Annotated in this window: 25 protein-coding genes and 1 pseudogene; 13 read left to right on the forward strand and 13 right to left on the reverse strand. The window is 46.0% G+C overall.

Annotated features, from left to right (window positions below; genetic code table 11):
- Positions 1-232 precede the first annotated feature (232 nt).
- The 6 genes and pseudogenes from F0251_RS03405 to F0251_RS24430 all read left to right on the forward strand — a co-directional run.
- Entirely contained in the window at positions 233-910 is a 678-nt protein-coding gene (locus tag F0251_RS03405; RefSeq protein ID WP_032553679.1) for a 4-carboxy-4-hydroxy-2-oxoadipate aldolase/oxaloacetate decarboxylase, read from the forward strand.
- Positions 903-1,967, forward strand: a complete 1,065-nt coding sequence (locus F0251_RS03410; RefSeq protein WP_171730327.1) for a 4-oxalomesaconate tautomerase — start codon at positions 903-905, stop codon at positions 1,965-1,967. Before F0251_RS03405 ends, F0251_RS03410 begins: the two co-directional genes overlap by 8 nt.
- 27 nt (positions 1,968-1,994) lie before the next feature.
- On the forward strand, positions 1,995-2,873 hold the full coding sequence (locus F0251_RS03415) for an amidohydrolase family protein (protein WP_171730328.1): 879 nt from the start codon (positions 1,995-1,997) through the stop codon (positions 2,871-2,873).
- 1 nt (position 2,874) lies between these two features.
- Positions 2,875-3,225: a protocatechuate 4,5-dioxygenase subunit alpha gene (locus F0251_RS03420; RefSeq protein WP_105058664.1), complete on the forward strand. Its 351-nt coding sequence runs from the start codon at positions 2,875-2,877 to the stop codon at positions 3,223-3,225.
- A 2-nt stretch (positions 3,226-3,227) separates the two neighbouring features.
- Positions 3,228-4,067, forward strand: coding sequence for a class III extradiol dioxygenase family protein (locus tag F0251_RS03425; protein ID WP_061034043.1), 840 nt, complete (start codon positions 3,228-3,230; stop codon positions 4,065-4,067).
- 124 nt (positions 4,068-4,191) lie between these two features.
- Positions 4,192-4,474, forward strand: a pseudogene (locus tag F0251_RS24430) (AraC family transcriptional regulator); the annotation flags it as partial.
- Between the two features lie 207 nt (positions 4,475-4,681).
- Here the strand turns inward: F0251_RS24430 and F0251_RS03430 are convergent.
- From F0251_RS03430 to F0251_RS03450, 5 genes are all read right to left on the reverse strand, one after another.
- Positions 4,682-5,416, reverse strand: a complete 735-nt coding sequence (locus tag F0251_RS03430; protein WP_032553670.1) for a PIG-L deacetylase family protein — start codon at positions 5,414-5,416, stop codon at positions 4,682-4,684.
- Positions 5,417-5,481: 65 nt separating this feature from the next.
- Positions 5,482-6,486 (reverse strand): aldo/keto reductase, encoded by a 1,005-nt coding sequence (locus tag F0251_RS03435; protein ID WP_171730329.1) that lies wholly within the window; start codon positions 6,484-6,486, stop codon positions 5,482-5,484.
- A gap of 11 nt (positions 6,487-6,497) precedes the next feature.
- The gene (locus tag F0251_RS03440; protein ID WP_061032880.1) at positions 6,498-7,451 is read right to left on the reverse strand and encodes a Gfo/Idh/MocA family oxidoreductase; all 954 of its coding nucleotides are present in this window, start codon (positions 7,449-7,451) and stop codon (positions 6,498-6,500) included.
- A 30-nt stretch (positions 7,452-7,481) separates the two neighbouring features.
- The gene (locus F0251_RS03445) at positions 7,482-8,405 is read right to left on the reverse strand and encodes a DUF1932 domain-containing protein (protein WP_216610886.1); all 924 of its coding nucleotides are present in this window, start codon (positions 8,403-8,405) and stop codon (positions 7,482-7,484) included.
- A 116-nt stretch (positions 8,406-8,521) separates the two neighbouring features.
- Positions 8,522-9,739: a LysR family transcriptional regulator gene (locus F0251_RS03450; RefSeq protein WP_105058674.1), complete on the reverse strand. Its 1,218-nt coding sequence runs from the start codon at positions 9,737-9,739 to the stop codon at positions 8,522-8,524.
- A gap of 424 nt (positions 9,740-10,163) precedes the next feature.
- Here F0251_RS03450 and F0251_RS03455 point away from each other — a divergent pair, with 424 nt between their 5' ends.
- From F0251_RS03455 to F0251_RS03485, 7 genes are all read left to right on the forward strand, one after another.
- Positions 10,164-11,105, forward strand: coding sequence for a DctP family TRAP transporter solute-binding subunit (locus tag F0251_RS03455; protein WP_171730330.1), 942 nt, complete (start codon positions 10,164-10,166; stop codon positions 11,103-11,105).
- A 123-nt stretch (positions 11,106-11,228) separates the two neighbouring features.
- The gene (locus F0251_RS03460; protein ID WP_171730331.1) at positions 11,229-11,729 is read left to right on the forward strand and encodes a TRAP transporter small permease; all 501 of its coding nucleotides are present in this window, start codon (positions 11,229-11,231) and stop codon (positions 11,727-11,729) included.
- 9 nt (positions 11,730-11,738) lie between these two features.
- Complete coding sequence (locus F0251_RS03465) at positions 11,739-13,004, forward strand: TRAP transporter large permease (RefSeq protein ID WP_171730332.1); 1,266 nt, start codon at positions 11,739-11,741, stop codon at positions 13,002-13,004.
- Positions 13,005-13,013: 9 nt separating this feature from the next.
- Positions 13,014-13,943: an AEC family transporter gene (locus F0251_RS03470; RefSeq protein WP_171730333.1), complete on the forward strand. Its 930-nt coding sequence runs from the start codon at positions 13,014-13,016 to the stop codon at positions 13,941-13,943.
- 43 nt (positions 13,944-13,986) lie between these two features.
- Positions 13,987-15,057, forward strand: coding sequence for a Gfo/Idh/MocA family protein (locus F0251_RS03475; protein WP_061032885.1), 1,071 nt, complete (start codon positions 13,987-13,989; stop codon positions 15,055-15,057).
- Positions 15,058-15,068: 11 nt separating this feature from the next.
- Positions 15,069-16,892, forward strand: a complete 1,824-nt coding sequence (locus tag F0251_RS03480; RefSeq protein WP_171730334.1) for a bifunctional sugar phosphate isomerase/epimerase/4-hydroxyphenylpyruvate dioxygenase family protein — start codon at positions 15,069-15,071, stop codon at positions 16,890-16,892.
- A 205-nt stretch (positions 16,893-17,097) separates the two neighbouring features.
- Positions 17,098-17,442 (forward strand): ribosome recycling factor family protein, encoded by a 345-nt coding sequence (locus F0251_RS03485; protein ID WP_171730335.1) that lies wholly within the window; start codon positions 17,098-17,100, stop codon positions 17,440-17,442.
- A 132-nt stretch (positions 17,443-17,574) separates the two neighbouring features.
- Here the strand turns inward: F0251_RS03485 and F0251_RS03490 are convergent, their stop codons facing one another.
- From F0251_RS03490 to F0251_RS03525, 8 genes are all read right to left on the reverse strand, one after another.
- Positions 17,575-17,814: an RNA-binding protein gene (locus tag F0251_RS03490; protein ID WP_004736983.1), complete on the reverse strand. Its 240-nt coding sequence runs from the start codon at positions 17,812-17,814 to the stop codon at positions 17,575-17,577.
- A 134-nt stretch (positions 17,815-17,948) separates the two neighbouring features.
- Positions 17,949-18,209, reverse strand: a complete 261-nt coding sequence (locus F0251_RS03495) for a hypothetical protein (RefSeq protein WP_061032888.1) — start codon at positions 18,207-18,209, stop codon at positions 17,949-17,951.
- 228 nt (positions 18,210-18,437) lie between these two features.
- Complete coding sequence (locus F0251_RS03500; RefSeq protein WP_171730336.1) at positions 18,438-18,980, reverse strand: DUF3833 domain-containing protein; 543 nt, start codon at positions 18,978-18,980, stop codon at positions 18,438-18,440.
- Entirely contained in the window at positions 18,977-19,582 is a 606-nt protein-coding gene (locus tag F0251_RS03505) for a chalcone isomerase family protein (RefSeq protein WP_171730337.1), read from the reverse strand. The genes F0251_RS03500 and F0251_RS03505 overlap by 4 nt, the downstream gene beginning before the upstream one ends.
- 3 nt (positions 19,583-19,585) lie before the next feature.
- On the reverse strand, positions 19,586-20,110 hold the full coding sequence (locus tag F0251_RS03510) for a DUF2878 domain-containing protein (RefSeq protein ID WP_171730338.1): 525 nt from the start codon (positions 20,108-20,110) through the stop codon (positions 19,586-19,588).
- Entirely contained in the window at positions 20,088-21,368 is a 1,281-nt protein-coding gene (locus F0251_RS03515; protein WP_171730339.1) for a cyclopropane-fatty-acyl-phospholipid synthase family protein, read from the reverse strand. The genes F0251_RS03510 and F0251_RS03515 overlap by 23 nt, the downstream gene beginning before the upstream one ends.
- Before the next feature lie 104 nt (positions 21,369-21,472).
- Entirely contained in the window at positions 21,473-22,279 is an 807-nt protein-coding gene (locus tag F0251_RS03520; RefSeq protein WP_171730340.1) for a DUF1365 domain-containing protein, read from the reverse strand.
- Positions 22,276-23,547, reverse strand: coding sequence for an NAD(P)/FAD-dependent oxidoreductase (locus F0251_RS03525; protein ID WP_171730341.1), 1,272 nt, complete (start codon positions 23,545-23,547; stop codon positions 22,276-22,278). Before F0251_RS03525 ends, F0251_RS03520 begins: the two co-directional genes overlap by 4 nt.
- Between the last annotated feature and the right edge of the window lie 2 nt (positions 23,548-23,549).

Raw genomic sequence — 23,549 nt, forward strand, 5'->3', positions numbered from 1 at the left:
GCGATAATTGTTTTTTCCTAACACCCATTCAATTTTTGAAGATTACTGATAACGCAGGGCGCAGCACTCACGTGGTAACAGGCGCGATTGCACTTCCTATCTCAAAATCTTATACCTTGCGAAATAATTGAAATATCGCCTTTGTCAGCACCTCTTTATAGTGAATACATCAGTGAGCAGTAACCACCTTTGAAGGGATTCACCTGCCGAAATGTATTAAGAGGGAACACAAATGCAGAACAACGTCGTCGTACAAAATATTCAGCGCGCAGATAAAGAGCTTATTGAAGGCTTGCGTCAATGTGGTGTGGCAACCATTCATGAAGCTCAGGGTCGTAAAGGCTTATTGGCTCATTACATGCGCCCAATTTTCCAAGGCGACGCGGTTGCGGGTTCTGCATTGACCATCTCAGGTGCAGCGGGTGATAACTGGATGATGCACGTAGCGATTGAGCAAGCAAAAGCGGGTGACTTCTTAGTATTTGCACCGACTTCCCCTTCTAATCACGGCTTCTTTGGCGACTTGCTAGCGACATCGGCGCAAGCGCGTGGTGTGGTCGGCCTTATCATTGAAGGTGGCGTACGTGACACTCGTGACCTGCGTGAAATGAATTTCCCAGTATGGTCTAAGGCGATCTTCAGTGAAGGTACCATCAAGGAGACACTAGGCTCGGTGAACGTGCCAATGAACTGTGCTGGTGCTCTGGTTTACCCAGGCGATGTGATGGTCGCTGATGAAGATGGCGTTGTGGTTGTACGTCGTGAGGAAGCGGAAGAGGTTCTGCATGAATCATTAGCGCGCATGGAACGTGAAGAAGCAAAGCGTGTTCGATTAGCGAACGGCGAGTTGGGTCTGGACATCTATCAAATGCGCGGCCGCCTAGAAGAGAAAGGTTTGAAATATGTCTAGCCATCCCTTCAGTGCACAATGCATGTGGATGCGCTCTGGTACATCAAAGGGAGCCTATTTCCTACGTAAGGATTTACCAGAGGACGAGCAAGCATGTGAGCAGTTCTTGTTGTCGATGATGGGCACCCCCGACCCAAGACAGATCGACGGAATTGGCGGTGCAGACCCACTAGCCTCTAAGGTTGCGATAGTGGAATCGTCAAAACGTGAAGGCGTCGACGTTGACTACCTATTTCAACAGGTATTTGTTGACCAAAAGCTTATTAGTGGCAAACAAAACTGTGGCAATATTTTAGCGGGTGTTGCACCGTTTGCGATTGAACGTGGACTAGTAGAGGCGCAAGAGGGTCACACCTCGGTTCGCATCTTCATGGAGAACACGCAGCAAGTAGCAACGGTTACCGTGCAAACCCCAAACAAGCAAGTGACCTATGCTGGTGACTGCCATATTGATGGAGTCCCTAATACCGCGGCTCCGCTAGCGGTTTGCTTTGAAGATACGGCTGGCTCTACCTGCGGTGCTCTGTTGCCAACGGGGAATGAAGTCGACGTGATTGACGGTATGAGCGTAACTCTGATTGATAACGGTATGCCTGTCGTGGTGCTAAAAGCTCAAGATTTTGGCCTTACTGGTGACGAATCCCGCGAGCAATTGGATGACAACGCAGAACTTAAGCAACGTCTGGAGTCGATTCGCCTACAAGCTGGACCAATGATGAATCTCGGCGATGTTCGTGAGCTAAGCGTGCCGAAAATGACGCTGGTGAGCGCACCTCAATATGGTGGTGGTATTTCAACGCGTACTTTTATCCCACATCGCTGCCATGCGTCGATTGGTGTGTTAGGTGCGGTGAGTGTCGCAAGTGCTTGCATCTTGAATGACGCCCCAGCTAAGCAACTTGCTGAAGTCGAAATAGAAAAACAAATACATATCGATGTTGAACACCCAATCGGAAAGATGAGCGTGGTGCTAGACGTTGAACAAAATCAAGTGAAGTCCGCCGCGATCCTTCGCACAGCAAGAAAGCTGTTCGATGGCACCGTATTTGGACTGTAAGCCTGCTGAAAATAACAAGGAAGAAACATGGACGCTGATTACCTACCGTTCCACCCAAATCCAAGCAAGCCGAAGTTTGTGGTGCCAGAAGGCGCAGTGGATAGCCACTGTCACGTTTTTGGTCCTGCGGCTAAATTCCCTTACTCTCCGGCGCGTAAGTACACCCCGTGCGACGCGTCAAAAGAGCAGCTTTTTGCCCTGCGTGATCACTTAGGCTTTAGCCGTAATGTGATTGTTCAGGCTTCTTGCCACAGTACAGATAACCGCGCGCTTGTTGATGCGCTAGAGACCGCTGGTGAGTTAGCTCGTGGTATTGCATTCGTTGACGAAACTGTCACTGACGAAGAGCTGCAAGCGATGGACAAAGCTGGCGTTTGCGGTGTTCGTTTTAACTTTGTGAAGCGCTTGGTTGATACGGTACCAACTGAAAAACTTAAAGCGATAGCTGAGAAGATCCGCCCATTAGGTTGGCATGTTGTGGTCTACTTTGAAGCGCAAGATATCGATGATGTAACGCCGTTTTTAGAAGAACTCAACATGACGGTAGTGATTGACCACATGGGGCGTCCTGACGTGACAAAAGGTGTCGATAGCCAAGAGTTCGGCAAGTTTATTTCGTTGATGGAGCGTAACCCAGATATCTGGTGCAAAGTGAGCTGCCCAGAGCGCTTGACTCAAACGCCACCGGATTACTCCGACGTGGTGCCGTTTGCTAAAACCTTGGTTGATCTGTTTTCAAACCGCGTACTTTGGGGCACCGACTGGCCACATCCAAACATGAAATCACACACTCCAGACGATGGTCACTTAGTGGATGTGATCCCACAAATTGCCACTACGGTAGAGCAACAGCAAGCACTACTCGTCACTAACCCAATGAAACTTTACTGGCCGGAGAGCGTGTAACATGACTTACCTAAATAATAAGCCGATCCCCGGAACAACAATGTTTGATGGCGCGATGGCGCGTAAAGGCTATGGCTTGAACAAGATGTGTCATTCACTTAACGAACAAGCGGGGCGTGATGCATTTTCAGCCGATGAAATGGCTTACTGTGACAAATATGGCCTGACGGAAGCTCAAAAGACGGCAATCAAAGAGCGTGATGTTCTAGGGTTGATCGCCGAGGGTGGCAGTATCTATTACCTTGCCAAATTCGTCGGCATGTTGGGACTCAACATGCAAGATATTGGTGCGATGCAAACGGGTATGACAGTTGAAGAATTTAAACAGATGTTAGTAGAGGCAGGGAAATAGTTATGGCAAAGATCGTTGGCGGAATTACCACTTCCCACATTCCTTCAATTGGTAAAGCAATTGAGAACAATCTACAACAAACTGAATACTGGAAGCCTTTGTTTGATGCGTATCCACCGATTCACCACTGGCTAGATGAAGTTCAACCAGATGTAGCAGTCGTTTTTTATAACGATCACGGCCTAGAGTTCTTCTTAGATAAGAAACCGACCTTCGCGATTGGTGCCGCACAAAGTTATAAGAATGCCGATGAAGGCTGGGGTATTCCAACTATTCCAGAGATCAACGGTGACCCAGAGCTGTCATGGCATATCTGTAACGAACTGGTAGAGAACGAGTTCGATATTACCATCTGCCAAGAGATGAAAGTTGACCACGGACTAACTGTACCAATGCAGCTGATGTGGCCAAACTTCAGCTACGGTCATATGAAGGTGATTCCAGTATGTATCAACGTTGAACAGCACCCAATGCCATCACCTAAACGTTGTTACGACCTAGGTAAAGCGATTGGTAAGGCCGTTGAAAGCTACGATAAAGACTTGAAGGTTGTTGTGCTTGGCACTGGTGGTCTTTCTCATCAGTTGGACGGTGAGCGTGCTGGCTTTATCAATAAAGAGTTCGATCTTTACTGCATGAAGAAGCTGATCGACAACCCAGAAGAGCTGACTAAGCTTTCGATCTACGACCTAGTAGAGCAGGGTGGTGCGCAAGGTGCGGAATTCATTATGTGGCTTGGTATGCGTGGTGCATTGACGGGCGAGCTTAATGTGCTGAAAAGCAGCTATCACGCACCCGTGTCGAATACCGGCGCTGGCACCATGTTGATAGAAAACCGCTGATTAGATTAGCCGTCAAATGTTTAAAAAGCCCCAGAGTGTGATGCTCTGGGGCTTTTTCTTTGTCTTGACTACACAGCTCCCAAACTATTTTCCGTTCTGATACGGCACTACAAGGCCCCCCTTTAATGCTCTGTTTTCGTTTCAATCCCAAACGATAAGTCATGAGACTCAGCGTTTTTCGGTGCTTGGTTTGTATCAGAAGTTAAGTCGCTACTTAGCTCGCTCCCCCAGTGCTTAGCATGCTCTCGACGAAGTTTGCCATGAGTAGTGCAACAACGATTCGTACGTTCAAACGAGGAGGCACTCAATTTAGTGAGGTGCTTATGGGAGTTCGCTAGGCTCATGTTTTGTATCTGATACAGGGGGGCTACAGTAATGTTGCTCAGTTGGTCTTGGCGTGTGGTTATTAGTCAGAGGGGCGATTTAGCCAGCGTTTTAAGGACAAGTTTGGCCTAACGCCTATGGATTGTTTCAGAAAGATAAGGGCTTAGATTCGGTGGTTGCTACGCCCTGCGAAGAGTAGATGATTACCGATAGCAAAAAGCCCCACAGTGTTGCGGGGCTTTGGTTATTTACCTGACTGGCTTATCGGGCGAGGTGGTTGTGGAGAGGCTTTACAACGAATCAACACACTGTGGGAAGATAGCTTGGAAACCTTCAGCGTGTTGACAGCTTCTGCCGCCCGCCTGGCCACCTGAATTACGTCTAAAGTGGTTGCCACGGTTTTCTGCTAGGTTTTCGTAGAAGGTCCACAGGTGCTCTTGACCTTGCATGCACTCAATAGCGGCTTTCTTGCTTTCCCATACTTCAGAGATGTCTAGGAAGGTATTTGGTTTCCATTCCATCTGCTCGCTTTGGTGTGGTTCGAATAGGTAAACCTGAGGTGCACCTAGCACTTTCTCACCTGGGTTATGACCCCAAGCTTGTGCGATCATACGGCACTGCAGAGTGATCTCAGTGGCGTACATGTGGTCTGTGTTGTATGGGTCCCATTTAGAGTGCGTCATGATGAATTCTGGTTGAATCTCACGGATCAGGTCGACGATTTGGTACTTACCTTCTTTGTCGATTTCCAGTGGGTAATCACCGAAGTCAAAGAAACGAATGTCACTTACGCCAAGAGCTGCCGCTGCTGCTGTCGCTTCTTCATGACGAATACGCTTAACGTCTTCAAGTGTCATGCCTTCTTGTTTCCATAGCTTTGCAGACTCGCCACGCTCACCATATGAAAGACATGCAATGGTCACTTCGTAGCCCAGCTTTTGGTGAAGGGCGATGGCACCGCCACAACGCCAGACAAAATCTGCTGAATGGGCACTGATTACTAAAGCTGTTTTCTTTGTTGTCATGTTATTAATCCTTTATTTACTCTTGAGCTCTTCTGATGAGCGTGTCTTCTATGTTCTTTATTCGGCTAAAATTGTTCGGTATCGATTTCGGCTTGAGTGGGCGCGTTGTAGCGACTGCCAACAAATGCCTTTTGCGGTACAGTGCGCTCAACCAGTTCTAGCAGGGCGTTCGAAACCGAGTAATGCTGCGCATTTAAGTTGTCTTCTAGATGCTTAAGGTTAGTGGTGCCTGGTAGTGCTATTGAATGAGGCGCTTTAGCCAGCGTCCATGCCAAGGAAAATTGAGCCAGAGTTGGCGCAGGTAGTGATACATTCTCTTCAGCAAAAATCGGCAGCAGAGAAGCGAACTTGTTTACAGCCGACAAGTTAGATTCAAAATTTTCTGCATTAAATCTCGGCATCGCATTGCGAATATCACCATCCACGAATTGATTGCTTTGCAGCTCGCCACTAAGAATGCCGCGCCCTACAGGGCTGAAAGACACGAAGGTACTTCCCAGCTCTTGGCATTTATCAATCACTGCGATCTCTGCGTTGCGTGACCACAATGAATACTCTGACTGAACCGCTGCAATTGGGTGGATCTGGTGTGCCTTTTCCAGCGTGGTTGCCGATACCTCAGATAGACCGAGGTGTTTGATTTTGCCTTCGTCAACCAGCCTAGAAAGTTCACCAATGATCTCTTCAATCGGCACTGATTTATCCCAGCGGTGCAGATAGTAGAGGTCAATCACATCGGTATTGAGACGCTGCAGCGAATCTTCACAGGTTTGACGAATGGTTTGCGGGCAACCATCAATAGCGCGTTTACCATCAGGGCCTTTAAACATGCCGCACTTGCTAGCAAGAAAGAACTCATTACGGCGATGACCTACCGCTTTGGCGAGTAGTTTCTCGTTGTTACCAAACCCATAAAGAGCTGCGGTATCGAGCATGTTGTAGCCAAGATCAAGCGCCTTATTGAGTAGCTTGATGCTGTGCTCTTCACTTGGGGGGGTTCCGTATGCGTGAGATACATTCATACATCCAAGGGCAACTGGCGCGAGTGAGTGCTCACCTATAGTAATCATCGCCGGGCTCCTTACTCTTGCTCTAGCTGTTGTTCTAATGCGTGCAGTGTCTCCATAGCTGGTAGGCAGCTTGCGACACTTGAGTTTGGTTCGCGGCCTGTGCGAATCGCATCGAAGAACTCACGGTCGATTAGCTCGATGCCGTTGTTTGAAACCGCGACACCTTCCAGTGAAATCGGATTCTCTTTGCCATCGAATAGATCGTCGTAGCGAGCGATGTAGGTACCTTCGTCACAGATGTAGCGGAAGAAGGTGCCAAATGGACCGTCGTTATTGAATGAGAGTGATAGCGTACATAGTGCGCCAGATGGCGTTTTCATACCAATGCTCATATCCATTGCGATGTTGAGCTCTGGGTGAATCGGGCCTTGCAGCGCTTGAATCTTTGATGCCTTCTCACCGGTTTGGTATTGGAAAAGGTCAACAGTGTGACAAGCGTGATGCCATAGTAGGTGATCAGTCCAAGTACGTGGCTCACCTTTCGCGTTGGTGTTAGTACGACGAAAGAAGTAGGTTTGAACATCCATTTGTTGAATGTTTAGCTCGCCAGCAGCAATCTTGTTGTGGATCCACTGGTGACTTGGATTGAATCGGCGAGTGTGACCAGCCATAGCGACAACGCCAGTTTTCTTTTGAGTCTCAACCACTTTGTAGCTGTCTTCAATGTTGTCTGCCATTGGGATTTCAACCAGAACATGCTTGCCAGCTTCCATACATGCGATAGCTTGCTCAGCATGCATTTGAGTTGGTGTTGCTAGAATCACAGCATCGACGTTGTCAGATTTCAGTGCTTCTTTAAGTGAAGAGAAACCTTGAGCTGTTTGATTGTAATCTGTAATGAGTTGATCAAGTTTGTCCGCTTCAGGGGCAACCATCGCAGTAACGGTAACGTCGTCGATATTACGTAGTGCCTCTAAATGTTTTTGGCCGAATGCACCCGTAGCGCCTACTACACACACTTTCATAATCATTCCTTTTGTATTCAAGCGATTAAATTATTGGATATTTTGTAATTTCGTTGCGGTCGATTCAGTATCCTCGACCTGCAGTTGTTCTATGATCTGGTCAGATAGTTGACCGAGAGGTTGATCTGACGCTTCGATGTTGAGTTCACCTAGCGATTGATGCCAGTTCATTGCCCCTTCGACCATCGAGTGACTCATGCCTAACTCGTTTAAGGTCGCTGCAACCTCTTTTAATTCTGCGTGGCGTCTTTGACCATGGTTGAGCATCCGCTCTATGTGATAACGACTTAGGTGACTCAGATCTAACCCCGGGTAGGTGTGACCTAGCGATTTGAGTACGTGATGTTCAACACCTGATTTACGTGCTGCCAGAACGCACTCTGTGGTTAGCGCCTCTAAGCCTTTTACCAGTACTGAGCGCATCATTTTTATGCTTGATGCATCGCCTACGTTTTCCGAGATAACCTCAATATCGAAACCCAGTAGAGTTAGGTATTCAGCGACCTTGTCGGCTTTTTGTCCGGATAAGTAGAGCGGAATATTAGGCTGTGATGTCAATACTGGCGCCATGATGGCAATGTCGATGTACTCAGCGCCTTGCGCTTTAACCAGCTTTGCAAGTCTTTGTTTGGCTTGCGGGGAACAAGAGTTACAGTCGAGTACAATCTGTTTTTCAGTCAGAGAGCCTGCTATCTGCTGCAGTGCCTGTTCAGCTTGGTCAGCGGTGACTAGGGAAAAAATAAGTTGTGCGCCGTGAATTGCTTCTTCAGGACGAAATGTCCCTTGCACACCTTGATCAATATATTCGAGAAGTTTTTTCTCTCGGGTAAATATATTGTTCGTCTTTATGTCAAAGGCATTAATTATTTCAGGTGCTCGATCATTCCAAGAAGAAATAAATGTTTTTGCTGCTTCGCCAAAACCAATAAATGCAATCCTACTGATTTTCACCATAACCACCTTTTTGTTTGTTAATTATCTTTGGCTATGGTTAAACACTATCATTTGGTATTGAGTGCGGATAATCAATTTAATTCAAAGGGTATTCAATTTTGAAAATAATAGGGTTATTACAGCGACATTTTAACTCCGTTTGTTCGCAATAATTGTAAGAAGTGAGTCTGTACAGAAGTGGCAAACCAGTTTTTGCGGACCGTCAAACCAATGGGTCTGGATTGTTCTTCACCTTCATAAGGAAGAGCAACTAAATGCCCCTCATCGAGATCGCGTCTGATTTGATGTTGGGAAAGAAGGGTTAATCGATCACTGCCCAGTAATAGCTCTTTAACTAGCATTTGCGAGCTTGCCTCAATTAAACGATTTGGTACTTCCAGTGAGGCTTTGGTAAACATATCTTCGAACATTTTACGCGCAGGTGTTGCACTAGAGGAGACAACCCAGCTTGATTCTTGAAGCTCTTTGATACTGACTTTTTCTCGGTTTGCTAAAGGATGGTCAGCACGCGATAAAATGGTGTTCTTCGATTCAAATAAGGTTTCTTGACGAATATCGGTGCTGGGAACGGGAAAGCGTAGAGCGCCAATTAGAATATCAATTTCGCCATATTTTAGGTGGTTGAGCAGGTCTTTATAAGGGCCATCAATGACGTGTATTTGGCAGTCAGGATAGGCGTTAGAAAACTCATTAATGGTACTTGGAAGCAAGCAGGTTCTCGCAAGAGGTAAACAGCCTACTGTGATCACTGAACTGTGTCGGTTACTTAGAAGGTTAACCTCATCAAGCCCCTGTTTTATCTCAACAAAAGCGAGTTTGCTTGCTTTGTCTAATGCAGCCCCTGCTTTAGATAGTGCGATGCCTGTACTGGTCTTTTCAAACAAGGTAAACCCGAGAATTTCTTCAAGATCTTTTGATGCTCGGTAAACCGATGATTGAGACACTTCAAGTAACCGGCTCGCCTCGGTAAAGCTTTGTCCGTTAGCGACGGCAACTAGCGCTTTTAGTTGTGTGGTGGTGATATTAAACAGATAACGCTGCACACTATTTTTGCGCTGCTTCGTGGCAATCTTTAGCGCATTAGAGATGCCTTGACTGATGTTTTCCAGCGCACGGTCAATTCGAAAAGCGAAGGCTTCACCCTGTTTCGTTGGCGTCATGCCATCACTGGTGCGTTCAAACAGCTCACTGTTCATATTCTTTTCAAGCTTGGAGATAGCTTGTGTTATTGCGGGTTGAGAAAGGAAAACCGTGTCAGATGCTTTGCTAATACTTCCTGTATGAACGACTTCAGATATCGCCCTAAGGTGGCGCAAATTTGGGATGTTAAACATACGGTTTCCTTACCACTGAACGTTGGTTACAGTACGAAATATGAAATAAATCACAGTTTGGGTTTTTAGAGCTTAAACTCTATTAATGATCTGGCTCGAAATAGTCGACTCCCTTATCAATGGACATATTAGTAACGGAATTCAAACACTCTATGAAGTAGGGAATGATATATTGTTTCTAAAGTGTGACTTAATTCTCCAAAATTAACCAATTTGTAAAATATCAAATTTGACCATTTATTGATGGTGATTATGTTTATTTTTCATTCTTAAGTTTATGATTTTTTGTGATTATTTCTGTTTATCTCTGACCCTTGAAGAGCGAGGGTTATCTAATTTTTGAATAATGCTTTCAGTAAGTGAATTTTGTTTTGTTAATTCCTAGTGTTAGTTTTATCGGCAATGAAACAGGAGGTTCCATAGAATGAAAACTATAAAGACACTATCACTGGCTGTATCACTGGCATTTGCTGCAAATACATCAGCTGCGGATATCGATATTACAATAGGTCATGTCGACTCTCAGGATTGGACGATCTCTAAGAAAGGGGCTGCGACACAGGTATTCAAAAATATCGTAGAAGCGGAATCTGGCGGTCGTATCGCGGTTAACATCTACCCATCAGGTCAACTTGGTGGTGAAACAGAGCTGCTTCAGTCTACGCAAGAGGGAATGCTGACCATGACGATGGTGTCTGGTGCTTATTCTAAACTGTGTAAAGAAGCCAATGTTCTTGAAATTCCTTATCTTTTCCCATCAGCACCTGTTGCTTGGGAAGTGTTAGATGGCGAGTTTGGCCAGCAACTTAATGAGCAATGTTTAAAACAAACAGGTCTACGTAATCTGGCTTATGGTGAGACAGGCTTCCGTCACTTCACCAACTCAAAACGTGAAATCAAGTCTCCTGATGATCTAAAAGGTCTGAAGATTCGTGTAATGACAACCCCTCTTTATGTTGAGCTGCTGAAATCTTTAGGTGCCGAGCCTACACCTATTGCCTTCCCTGAAGTACCAGCTGCTCTAACAACCGGTGTTATTGATGGTCAAGAAAACCCAGTGAGCGTTATCAGCGCGAATAAGTTCTACGAGCTGCAAGAGTACATCACGTTGGATGGTCACGTGTACGGCACCGACTTCTTATTAATGAACGACGATTTCTACCAAGGTTTATCTGATGCAGACCGTGCGATCATCGACCGTGCAGCGCAAGTTGCAGGTACGGTTGGCCGTGCTGTTCAGCAGGTTAACTCTGCTGAAGGCCTAGAAACGCTAGGTAAGAAAGGCATGAAGATTACATCATTAACAGCAGAGCAGCAGAAGCAATTCCGCGACAAAACTCAGCCTGCGGTAATCAAATGGCTTTAAGGTACCGTAGATTCGAAATGGATCGATGGCGCACTTCAAGCGGTTGAAACTGCAACGAAGTAACTCTGATGTTCGCAGCATTGAGGTTCTCAATGCTGCGCTTTCCCAAGGAGATAGGGAACTATGATGAAACAATATAAAAAACTATTGGCTTTCTGCGCAGGTTCGTCTCTGTTTGTACTGTTTGCAGTCATGCTAGTCACTACCATCTCGCGCTATTTCTTCAATACCTCAATCCTATGGGGTGAAGAGTTATGTAAGTACTCAATGATCTACGGTGTGATGTTTGGTACGTCTCTCTGTTACCTCGAGGGACTACACATTAAATTTGCGGTTCTAGATTCAGTCAAGTCGGCCATTTTCCAAAAGGTTTTGGCGATTGTAGTTGATATCGCAGTGCTAGTATCGGCGGGCATCATGACTTACTCAGGCTACTTATTTGTCATGAAACGCGGTGGTATCGAATCACCAGGTATTGGCTTGAGCATGTACTACTTCCAGTCTGCGTTAGTTGTTGGTGGTATCTGTCTGTTTGTGGCCGCTCTATTGCGTCTCGCACAACATGTCACGCTATCTCGACGCGCCAATGCGCCAGTCTCTTCTCTCACTCAAGGCGATGTATAAGGATCTACTATGCCATCAATAGCTTTAATGGGCGGTATGCTCGTATTTGGTGTTCCGCTAGTGTTTGCCATTATTTTGGCTATGTCGTTCTACGTAACGAGCACTCCAATCTCAATCAGCCTTGTTGCACAACGAATTTTTAGCGGACTAGACTCATACTCTATTCTTGCTGTTCCACTGTTTGTTCTGGCTGGCGAGCTGATGAACAAGAGTGGTATTACTAGTCGCATTATCGACTTTGCTAACGCCTTGGTTGGTCATTTCCGTGGTGGTTTAGCACAAGTAAATATCTGGTCTTCGGTCATGTTTGCCGGGATCTCAGGCTCCGCGGTAGCAGACACTTCTGCACTGGGCCGAGTGTTTATCCCTCAAATGGAAAAAGAGGGCTACAGCAAAGAATTTGCATCAGCACTGACCGCTGCCTCTTCAGTGATTGGTCCTATGATTCCACCGAGCATTCCGGTGATCATCTACGCGCTTATCGCTAGTGGTGTCTCGGTTCCTGCTCTGTTCTTAGCGGGTATTGTTCCGGGTGTCTTGTCGGCGATTGCCTTGTCTGTGTTTGTTTATTTTTACGCAACGAAGCACAAGATTGTAAATACTGGTGTACGAACAAGTCGTCGCAAAGCTTTGGTTAAAGCCTTTGTACCACTGACGATGCCAATCTTTATCCTTGGCTCAATTCTAATGGGTATCGTGACACCGACTGAAGCGGCTGCCTTTGCTGCATTCTATGCGCTGTCGGTAGGCATGTTCATGTACAAATCAATCAAAGTCAGTGACTTACCTGAAGTGTTTATGCGTTCAATGCGCGACTCTTCTATCGTATTGATTCTGATTGCTGTTGTCTCTGTAGCAAACTGGCTGCTGACGTTCTCGCGTGTACCTCAATACATCAGCCAACAGGTGCTTAGTACTATCTCAGATCCGATTATGTTCCTAATCATGGTGAACCTAATCCTACTGGCGGTGGGCCTGTTCCTTGAAGGTATAGCAGCCATGCTGATTCTGATTCCAATCTTCCATCCGATTGCGATGAGCTTTGGTATCGACCCTGTTCACTTTGGCATTGTGGTTATCTTCAACCTAATGATTGGTTTGATTACACCACCAATGGGCATCTGTTTGTTTGTCTCCAATACCATTTCCAAGGTCGGGATTGCAGCGATATCTAAGCAAGTTATTCCTCTATTCCTATTGGAAGTCGTGGTGCTGTTCTTCATCACTTTCGTACCACAAAGCGTGCTCTTCTTACCGAAGTTATTCGGCTACTAGAGAAAAACAATGTTTGTATTTGAAGTGTTGCTGCCACTGATTTTTATCGTGGCAGTAGGGTTCCTCACGACCAAAAAAGGCTTTTTTAGCCAACAATTCGTCGCTGAGGTAAGCAAATTCGTGCTGTATGTATCGTTGCCAGCAGTGATCGTCAGCAGCTTGAGTAGCATTGAATTAGGGCAGGTCATCCAAGTCAACTTCATGTTGGTGTACGCCATTGCAGGCTTGAGTGCGATGACCGTGGCGATATTGGTGAGCAAAGGCTTGCTCAAGTCCACTTGGACGGAAAGCTTCATTAATGGTTTGGGCAGCGGTATGCCAAACAGCGCATTCGTTGGCTTTCCTGTAGTGCTATCGCTGTACGACGGTCAGTTCATTGAAGCATTTTTAATGTGTGTGTTGATTGAGAATCTGGTGTTTATCCCGCTGAGTTTGATTTCACTGGAGTTTGCTCAAGGTCGTTCGTCAAGCATCAGTGAGCAGCTAAAGATTGTTGCGGGTCGTATTAGTCGCAACCCGATTATCTTAGCGATCAGCTTTGCCTTAGTCGTGAATATTATGGGGATTCGCTTGCCAGAATTCGTGACTGAAGGGGTATCCATTTTTGCGAAAACATCGGTCGCATTGGCGCTATTTGCTATTGGTGGGGCGCTAGGGCAGTCACTGAAATTTGAGCAGTTCAGACGAATCGCTTTTGTCTCTTCTATGAAGCTGGTTTTCTTCCCATTGGTGGTCGTTGCACTGCTGATGACGCTACCCGTAGAAGGTGACCTCAAGTATGTATTACTGATCTTTGCTGCGTCTCCTATGTTGTCCATCTACCCGATTTTAGGTGGGCTCTATCAACAACAACGCTTCTGTTTAAACACTCTAATTATTACGACGGTGGCCTCTGGACTCTCGCTGTCCGTCGTTATTGCTATCACAACATCATCATAAAAATAGACGCCTGTAGAGCGTGAATGAAAAATAAGGTCATAACATGGAACAAGTTAAAATTGCTGTCGCTGGGGCTGGTCTGATCGGAAAAACACACATCAAACTGGTTTCAGAAAACGCGCAATGTCAGTTGGCGTCGATTGTTGATCCTTCTCCGGGGGCAAAAGAGGTTGCTGAAGAATATGGCGTTAAGGTTTACGCCAGCCTAGAAGAGCTGTTTGCTCAAGACAAGCCAGACGGTGTGATCTTGGCGACACCAAATCGTCTGCATGCGATTCAAGCGCACGAGTGTATTAATGCTGGCGTGCCTGCCATTGTCGAGAAGCCAGTTACCGACTCGATAGAAGATGCCATTGAGCTTCTTAAACACGCAAATCGTGAAGAAGCAAAAATGTTGGTTGGTCACCACCGTGCTTATAGTCCACTGCTTGAGACTGCTAAGTCGATCATCGACAGCGGTGAACTGGGTAAGACGGTATCTATCATGGGCAGCGCGATGTTCTACAAACCTGATTACTACTACAACGAAGGCGAGTGGCGCAAAGTCAAAGGCGGAGGCCCGATCTTAATTAATATGATTCATGAGATTGGCAACCTGCGTCATTTGGTTGGCGACATTGTTGGTGTTCAAGCTCTGAATTCGAATGCGACTCGCGAGTTCGAAGTGGAAGATACAACAGCAATCTCGCTGCGATTTGCCAACGGCACACTGGGCTCATTCATGTTGTCAGATGCCTCAGCAAGCCCACGAAGCTGGGAGCAAACTTCGCAAGAAAACAAAACCTACGCGACTTATGAAACTGAAGATTGCTACCACGTGGCTGGCACCAACGGCTCACTATCGATCCCGACAATGCAGATTAAGTCTTTTAAAGAGGGTGTGACGCCTTCTTGGTGGAATGCGATGGAAGAGCGCCAAGAGCCAGTAACGCGTGAAGATCCACTTAAGCGTCAACTTGAGCATTTCTGCGCCCTAATTCGTGGCGAAGAGCAGACACCAAAAGTCAGCATTTACGATGGCCTGCAAAATCTGTTGGTGATCGACGCCATCATTAAAGCGACAGAAACGGAGCAATACGTTCCGGTTCAAGACGTTACTGCACTGGTTAATTAAGGGAGTTTAGGATGAAGTATTCAATCGCGACCGTTTGTCTATCTGGCACTCTTGAACAGAAGATGCATGCAGCGGCAAAAGCCGGTTTTCATGCCATCGAAATTTTTGAAAATGATTTAACTCAGTACCGTGGTTCTGCAGCCGATGTTAAACGCATCGCTGACAGCATGGGGCTTGAGATCTTGGTTCTACAACCTTTCCGAGATATGGAAGGGATGCCAAATGGCTTGCGCGAAAAGAAATATAAGATGATGGAGCGCAAGATGGATCTGGCACACCAACTGGGCACGAAACGCCTAATGATGTGCAGTAACGTCAATCCACTTTCGACCAATAATCTTGACCGCTGCGCTGAAGATTTGCATGCCTTGGCAGAACTGGCCAAGCGCGAAGATATGGAGCTGGGTTACGAAGCGCTGGCATGGGGCCGTCACATTGCCGATTACGATGACGCTTGGAATTTGGTGAAGATGGTCGATCACCCGAATCTTGGTGTGGTATTGGACACCTTCCACATGTTTGCGCGTGGCAACACACTCGATACGTTGCGTGAAGATATTCCAGTGGAAAAGATTGCTTTGGTGCAGGTCGCTGATGCGCCGAAAATGCAGATGGATATTTTGCAATACAGCCGTCACTACCGTTGCTTCCCGGGTCAAGGCGATTTCCCAGTGATCGACTTTGTGAAAACACTTAAAGATAAAGGCTACGATGATTACCTCTCTCATGAAGTGTTTAACGATGAGTTCCGTGCTTCTTCTCCAAGAGAGAAAGCGGTGGATGGCGTACGTTCACTGAAATGGCTCGAAGATCAGACCAACAACTTGTTTGAGATGCCGAGCGTGTCTGATTTGAGCTTCATTGAATTTGCGGTAAAAGAGCGTGAAGACAATCCATTTACCGATGTGATTGAGTCATTGGGCTTTAGCAAAACACACAGTCATAAGAGTAAGAATGTCGACCTATACCAAGTAGGTGATATTAACTTCGTCTTTAACTACGAGAAAAACAGCAACGCTCAGGCGTACTTAGAAGGACACGGTGAATCTGTGTGTGCGCTAGGCGTGTTAACCAAAGATTCGGATCGTTTGGTTGAACTGGCAAAACGCTATAACAGTCCAGCGATTTTCCAAGCTCGCCAAGAAAATGAGCTGGATATTCCAACACTTAAGAGCTCTAGTAACTTGATGATTCATCTTTTGGATGAGAACCAAGCAGACAAGTTTTACGACGTAGATTTCAAGCCAGTAGAGCAGCAACCGGCAGTGAACGATAACTTGATTCGCGTTGACCACATTGGTCAGGTAGTGTCGCCAGAGACTTTGCTGTCGAACATGTTCTTCTATAAGTCGATCTTTGGTTTTGTTCCTGAAGATAGCTTTGATCTGCCAGACATCAACGGCCTGATAACTAGTCGTACTATCAAGAGTCCTAATGAGAACATTAAGATCGCACTTAACAGTACCAGCGCTAAGCGTACTTCGGCTCAGCGATTCTTAAATGATTCCAATGGCGCGAGCATCAATCAGATTGCAATTGAGTGCCGAGATATCTTTAAAGCGGCGGCTAACCTATCGCCTATCTATCAATTGAAGATCCCGAATAACTACTACCTAGATATTCAGGCACAATTTGATTTGGAAGATGAGTCGATTGAACAGCTACAGAAGAACAACATTCTTTACACCGAAGATGACACGGGGGCGTTCTTCCATTTCTACACCAAAGAAGTGAATGGCCTATTCTTTGAAGTGGTACAGCGAGTGGGTGAGTATAAGAAATACGGTGAAACCAACGCCTTTATTCGCTTGGCTTCCCAGTCTTATCAGGATTAAAACTAATCAGCACACCCGCTTTTATCCTGAGCAGTAAGAGAGTGTGTGAGTAATCGGAAAGCCACCACTGAATTCAGTGGTGGCTTTTTTTCTTGGGCTTGTTTGTTAAGCTTTAACGGCTCTGCATTGTTATTCATGCTGGCTCTAGCAGTTTCGTAAAGGCTGTGTAATCCTACGACCATCTGTCGATTATCTGATATAGGTTATGTTTAGCGTCCCACTGAATAGTTTTGTACATCGTGTGAGTGATAAGAGCCAAGTAATGGCGAACGCTGCTGAATGTGGATGTCAGTTGAAGCGAGTTCGTCGCTCACGCAATTGGTTATTGGTGGCTCAGGAGCATCAATTGATTGAATTCAAAGCTTTGTTAACTCATGAGAAAGACGGCTGGATAACAGTAGCCATAGACAAGGTGCTGCCTAAACCTGTGGTGTGCTTGGTGTCGCTGTTAGCGGCAACACCTTCTATGACAGTTGCTCAATTGGTGATGGAGTCTGGATGTTCAATGGCCGAAGCACGACGAGCCATTGATGACTATGAAGGGTTATAGATAAGTTATGAGTGCTTAGAAAAGTACCCAGCAGCAAAAAGCCCGTAACGATATGGCGTTATTTCAGCGCGATATCGTTACGGGCTTTATCATCTGAGTTTCTGTGAAACCAGCGAGAGAATTAAAGTCGAATTAAGAGTTAGCGACTTTTACACGAATTGTGTTTTTGCCAAGCTTGGTCATGTGCAGCTTGTCTAGTGCAGTTTTCGCTTCTTCTTGCTCTGGCATTTCAACGAAAGCAAAACCTTTTGAGTAGCCAGTTTCTTGGTCTAATACTAGGTTGCATGCTTTTACTGAACCGAACTCAGAAAATAGTACACGGATGTCTTGCTCTGTTGTTGAGCGAGATAGGTTACGAACTAGAAGTTTCATAATGAACCTTGAATATGAATTTACGTCGCGCATTGTCGCACATTTTGAAGGTCACCCTTACAAAATAATTTAAGATCTCATTTGTTTGGGTAGCCAAAATCTGCGACAGCACTTTGAGTTGTTTAGTGTGATTATTAGTCGTCGAACTGTTTGATGGTGAAGGCGTCTTCGATTCGGTTCAGCTCTTCTTGTTCTTTCTGACGAAGCTCTTCTTGGCGAGCTGTTTTCATCTCATTGAGACGTTTCTTCTCTGACTTTGTCAGGAATTTAACGGCTTTTTTGTTGGTTAACGCGTAAGCAACTACGTCTTCACCTTTTTCTCTGCGCTCGTTTACGCGTTGTGAGAAACGTTCGTTGTCGCGAGCTTTACGCTCCGCTGAGGTTAACTTGCTCATGCTTTAAAGCCTTTTAAATTTATCTGGTAGGGAGTCTACACGTGGCGAAACAAATGGTCACTCACCGATATGAGGTACCGGCCATTTGCACGCTGGTGGCGCATCTTAGCACAGCGGGGGGAGCATGTAGGCACGCTATTTGAGAGATTATACGAAACAGCCCACAACGCGTCGTAGTGGGCTGGATTCTAAAGCGGGTGATTCAGATTGAATTGAAGGGCGAGTTGTCTAAATCTTTTCGATGTACAGGATGACCTCTCCGACCTTAAAGCCGAACTTGGACATTTCGGTCTTGTTGAATAATCGCTTTTCATCCATCAAGAACATCCAATCATCTAGTGTGACTTCATAGGTACTGCCATCAACTTCGATTTCTAAATCGTACTTCCAGTACAGAGCAGAGCCTTGGGTTTCACCATAAGCGGTTCCTACTACATCGTTAGCGGTGCCTGAGTAGGTGTTGTCGCCGGTTTTTATCAGGTTCCAAATTCGGGTTGAGCGTTCACCATCGGCAAATGAGAACCACTCTTTGATTTCACCGTTGTTGCCTTCCCACGTAGCGATCAGTTTGGCATCAAAACGTCGTAGCAAATTGCCGGAGCGGTCGAGTACCATACCGTAAGCCATTAACTCGCCATTGAAGAAGGTCTCAAGTTTGAGCTCTGGTGTTGTGTCGACATGATTATCAAGGCTGGCAGAGCCGCAACCTATTAGCCAACTAAGAGACAGTATTGCGAGAGCAAACTTGATTATTTTTGTTTTTGGATTCATTTATTCAAACCTAATAGTTGTTTGCGTAGGCCAGGTTCGGAGGTGTTTTCGGAGAGCCAGATCGCTAGGAACGCATCGCCAAATTGTTTGTCTTGGATGACACCGATAGGCTGTTCATCGAAGTAAAAGCGACTCACGTTGTCTTCTTCAACACGAATCGTCAATGTGCTTCCTGCTTCTACGTTGGGCCACATTGAATAGAGTGGCTTCAACCAGCGCTCGATGTTGCTGTTAGGGTAGCCAAGCTTGTTCCATTGGTCTTCGGTCGCTTCGACCAGATCCTTGCTGTCTATTGAACGGTAGTACTCTATTTTCAATGCGCGTTCTGAACTTGATGGTGCGGTGTAGAATTCAGCAGAGTAGAGGGTCCAAAATAGGTAACTCATTTCGCCTTGTCCGCGCTTGTTTAAATCGTCGACAGCAGAGGCGCGCGCTTGCCCAGCAAGCAGTAATGCTACGATTAATAGAGAGAGAGTGAAGCCACCTAGAAATGCTTTTAAGTACTGATTGTCTGCAGCTGTTTGAGTGTTAGATTGGGCACACGTGTGACTCTCGGTGCTCTTTGAATGGAGCGCCTGCGTCCGTTTGAGTGAGTAAGCCATAAGTCACCTCGTTGTCCTTGCCATTGTCGGTTTCATTAAGTTTGAGTAGGCGGCCACAAGAAGAGGCAAAAATATCCCCCAACTTAACGCAAGGGCAGCAACTACCGATGCATCTGGCCAAGCAGCAAGGAGGGCGCCAGCTTTGATTCCTCCCCAGTAGCTACTAGTACCCGCTACGAACCCTAAGGCGAACAAGATCACTTTTGAGCATTTTAAGAGCCAATTAAGGCTGTGGTTGAAGCTAATCAGGAACATGATCCATAGGCAGACGAGCCACACAGGGAACCATGATTGATTGGCAATGGCAGGGTCGACGGCGAAGACGCCGAAGTGAAGCATGAGGCTATCAAGCAGTAGCCCCAATGGTAATAAAACGAGTATTTTAAGGTCGCTGTGGCGAGTCGGTGATAATAGGAAGTGAATGATCACCAGCAGCGGTGTTACGAACGGGGCTTGAGCGGTGAAGAACGCGCTGCAAACCCAGGTCGCTTGAAACAGAATGAGATTAATAATCCAAAACCGTTTCATCTTTCGCTCCAAAGTAACGAGGTTTTCTTGCGACTAAATGGTGAGTACTAATCACTCGCTCTTTGAATGCACCTTCACAGTAGCAGAAGTAGAAGGTCCAAAGGCGCTTGAACTCTTCTGAATAGCCCAGTGATTGTAATTCTTCCCAGCTGTTTTGAAAGGCAATATTCCAGTCGTTCAGTGTGCGTGCGTAATGTAGACCGATGTCGTCGATCTCTTGTACGACAAGGTCGGTGCTGGTCGCAAGGTGTTGGGTCATCACTGAGACAGAGGGTAAGCAGCCTCCAGGGAAAATGTATTTTTGAATAAAGTCGACGCCTTTACGGTACTTTTCATAACGCCCATCAGCGATGGTAATCGCTTGAATCAGCATTTTTCCGGAAGGCTTCAACAATGAAGAGCATTTCTCAAAGAAGGTTTGCAGGTATTCATGTCCCACCGCTTCTATCATCTCGATGGAAACCAGCTTATCGTATTCACCCGTTAGGTTGCGATAGTCTTCTTTGAGTAGAGTAATTTTATCGGTTAAGCCGAGCGATTTTACGCGCTGCTCTGCAAGCTCATGTTGTGCGTCTGAAATCGTTGTGGTGGTGACGTGGCAACCATAATGTTGTGCCATGAAGATTGCTAAACCACCCCAGCCAGTGCCAATCTCGACCACGCTATCCGATTCTGAAAGTTCCAAACGCTCACAGATCGTTCTCATTTTGTTCTGCTGTGCTTTCGATAAAGTCAGCGCTTCATCGCTGTAGATCGCCGACGAGTATTGCATCGAACTATCAAGGAATCGCTCGTACAGCTCGTTACCGATGTCGTAGTGGGCCAAAATGTTTCGTTTAGAGCCTTGCTCGGTGTTGGCGTTTTTGCGACGAAGCAGGAGATTCTTAATGCGAGAAATCCACTGAGTTTTGTCGTCTAGCTCATCTAACTGGGCTTGGTTGCGAGCCATAATCTGGATAACGCGGGTTAAGTCTGGACTGGTCCATTTACCATCTATATAGGCTTCGGATGCCCCGATACTGCCGTTGACAACCACGTCTCTAAAAAAGGTCGCATCATGAATCACAATTCGACCTTTCAAATCTGCTTCTCTGTCTCCAAACACCGAATGCTGGTCTCGCTCGATGATTTCTAGCGTTGCAAATTGCAGGCGCTCTAGGACCTTAAAGATTAAAGCTCGATACTTACAGTTGCTTGAAACAGCAACGGCTTTAGCTTGTTGTTCAATGTTGTTGTTTTGTTTTGCAAGCTGTTCCATGTCAACCTCGCTGAGAATTCATTCTGACTTTTTTGCCAACTAAGTTGGGTGGCATTCGTTTATTTGAGTACACTCACAACATAATCGAATATTGGTTTTGGCGCTTAAGGTGTTGAGTCCGGATGCGCCACAAACGGTACTTTTTTCAGGAATAACTTAAGAGCCTGATAATAAATCCCCATCACAACTTTCACCGTCATTGCCGGGATCTTAAAAACCGTTCGTCTAATGTTTGTTTTCGTTACTGACTGTTTAGTCAAAGCTAGTGTCGCATCGAATATTCGTTCGCTTCTGCGGCTTTCGATGTGAACAAGCGTTCGTTTCGCTGGTGGCTTAATTTTCCAAAAATAGGTCATGTTTAAATCCATGAACGGCGAAACGTGAAAATCTTTTTTAACTTTCAACTCTTGGCGCATATCGATCAGATAATAGTGCCTCTCTCGCCAAGGTGTGTTGCTAACCTCGGCCAACATATATCGACACTCGTCTGCTTCGTCGTAACAGAAAAAGCAGTTGATTGGACTAAAGTAAACACCTAAACATCGACATTGAGCAAGCATTGTTACTCGGTTTTCATCAGACCAATCGCCACCAAGTTTTTGTACTTTGGATGCTATACGTTGTTTTAGAGATTTAGGTTCATCGCTAATTGTATTTTCTTCTTTTTCAGCAAGATAATCCGATTCGACAAAGCGAATCGGGTTGTACCAGCGAGTCCCAAACAGCGCACTTCGCTCAGTGGTCTTAGGCAGCTCATCGAGATCCAGCCCCATCATGTAGAGCTGGTAGCTAAACTCATGAGGGATATCACCAAAGCGGCGATGTCTGACATTTCCCCAATAGATACCGCTGAACTCTTCACCGTGTTCGGATACTATTTCCGGGTTGGGTGCTAGGGTCTCGGTGTTCATTGTGCTGAGCTCGTGCTGAGATCCAGACCAAAGCGCTTGGTCACATCCAATGCACTATGCACGCCATCTTCGTGGAACCCGTTGTACCAATACGCACCTGCGAAATGCGTATTCTGCTTACCACAAATTCGATCACGCTGTTGTTGTGCATTGACCGTGTTGGAGTTCAATACTGGGTGGTGATAAACAAAGCTTCGGATGATCTTTTCTGGAGCAATGGCTTCACTCTGGTTTAAGGTCACGCAGAAGGTGTCTTGGCTCTCTATTCCCTGCAGAATATTCATGTTGTAAGTGACACAAGCTGGTCGCTTGCTATTACCATCCAGCATGTAGTTCCAACTTGCCCACGCCAGCTTTCTGTCTGGTAGCAAGCTGGTATCGGTATGAAGAACTACTTCGTTGCGGCTGTAAGGTATCTCACCTAATACCTCTTTCTCATCAGCCGTTGCATCGCCTAACAGTGCTAACGCTTGGTCTGAATGGCAGGCGAAAATCACTTCATCAAATTGCTTTGTTGCACCGTCTTCAAATTCGATAGTTACACCGGTTTCATGACGAATGACTTGTTGAATCGATGTGTTCAATGCCACTGGCTTGTTCAGGCGAGAAAGAATGATCTCAACATAAGAACGAGAACCTTTTGGGATCACATACCATTGAGGGCGATTAGTGATATCTAGTAGGCCGTGGTTGTAGAAGAACTGTATGAAGAACTTGAGCTCGAACTCTTCCATCTCTTCGAGGCTTGTTGACCAAATAGCCGCACCCATAGGAAGAATGTAGTGTTGGCTAAAGAAGTCAGAAAATTGATTGTCACGTAGGAAACTGCCAAGGGTGACGTCAGGTGTGAATTGGTTACTTTCGAATTGAGCTTTACACAACTTGTTGAATTTCAGAATGTCAGAGATTAATGACCAGAACTGCGGTTTGAAGATGTTGCTCCTCTGCGCGAATAGCGAGTTAATGCTGTGACCATTGTATTCAAACTGGGTGGTTGTGTTGTGTACACTGAAGCTCATTTCTGTTGGTTGCCTCTCTACACCCAACTGTTCGAGTAGTTGATTGAAGTTTGGGTAGGTTCGATCGTTGAACACGATGAAGCCAGTATCAATCGAGAACGCCGAGCCTTGATGTTCAATATCAACGGTGGCGGTATGTCCCCCAACGTAGTCGTTTTTCTCGAATACGGTTACGTCGTGGTGTTTGTCTAATATGTGCGCGCAAGTGAGTCCAGAAATGCCTGAACCAATAATGGCGATTTTCTTCATTG

The sequence above is a fragment of the Vibrio sp. 070316B genome (assembly GCF_013114115.1).
In the GTDB taxonomy this organism is placed as follows: Bacteria; Pseudomonadota; Gammaproteobacteria; order Enterobacterales; family Vibrionaceae; genus Vibrio; species Vibrio chagasii_B.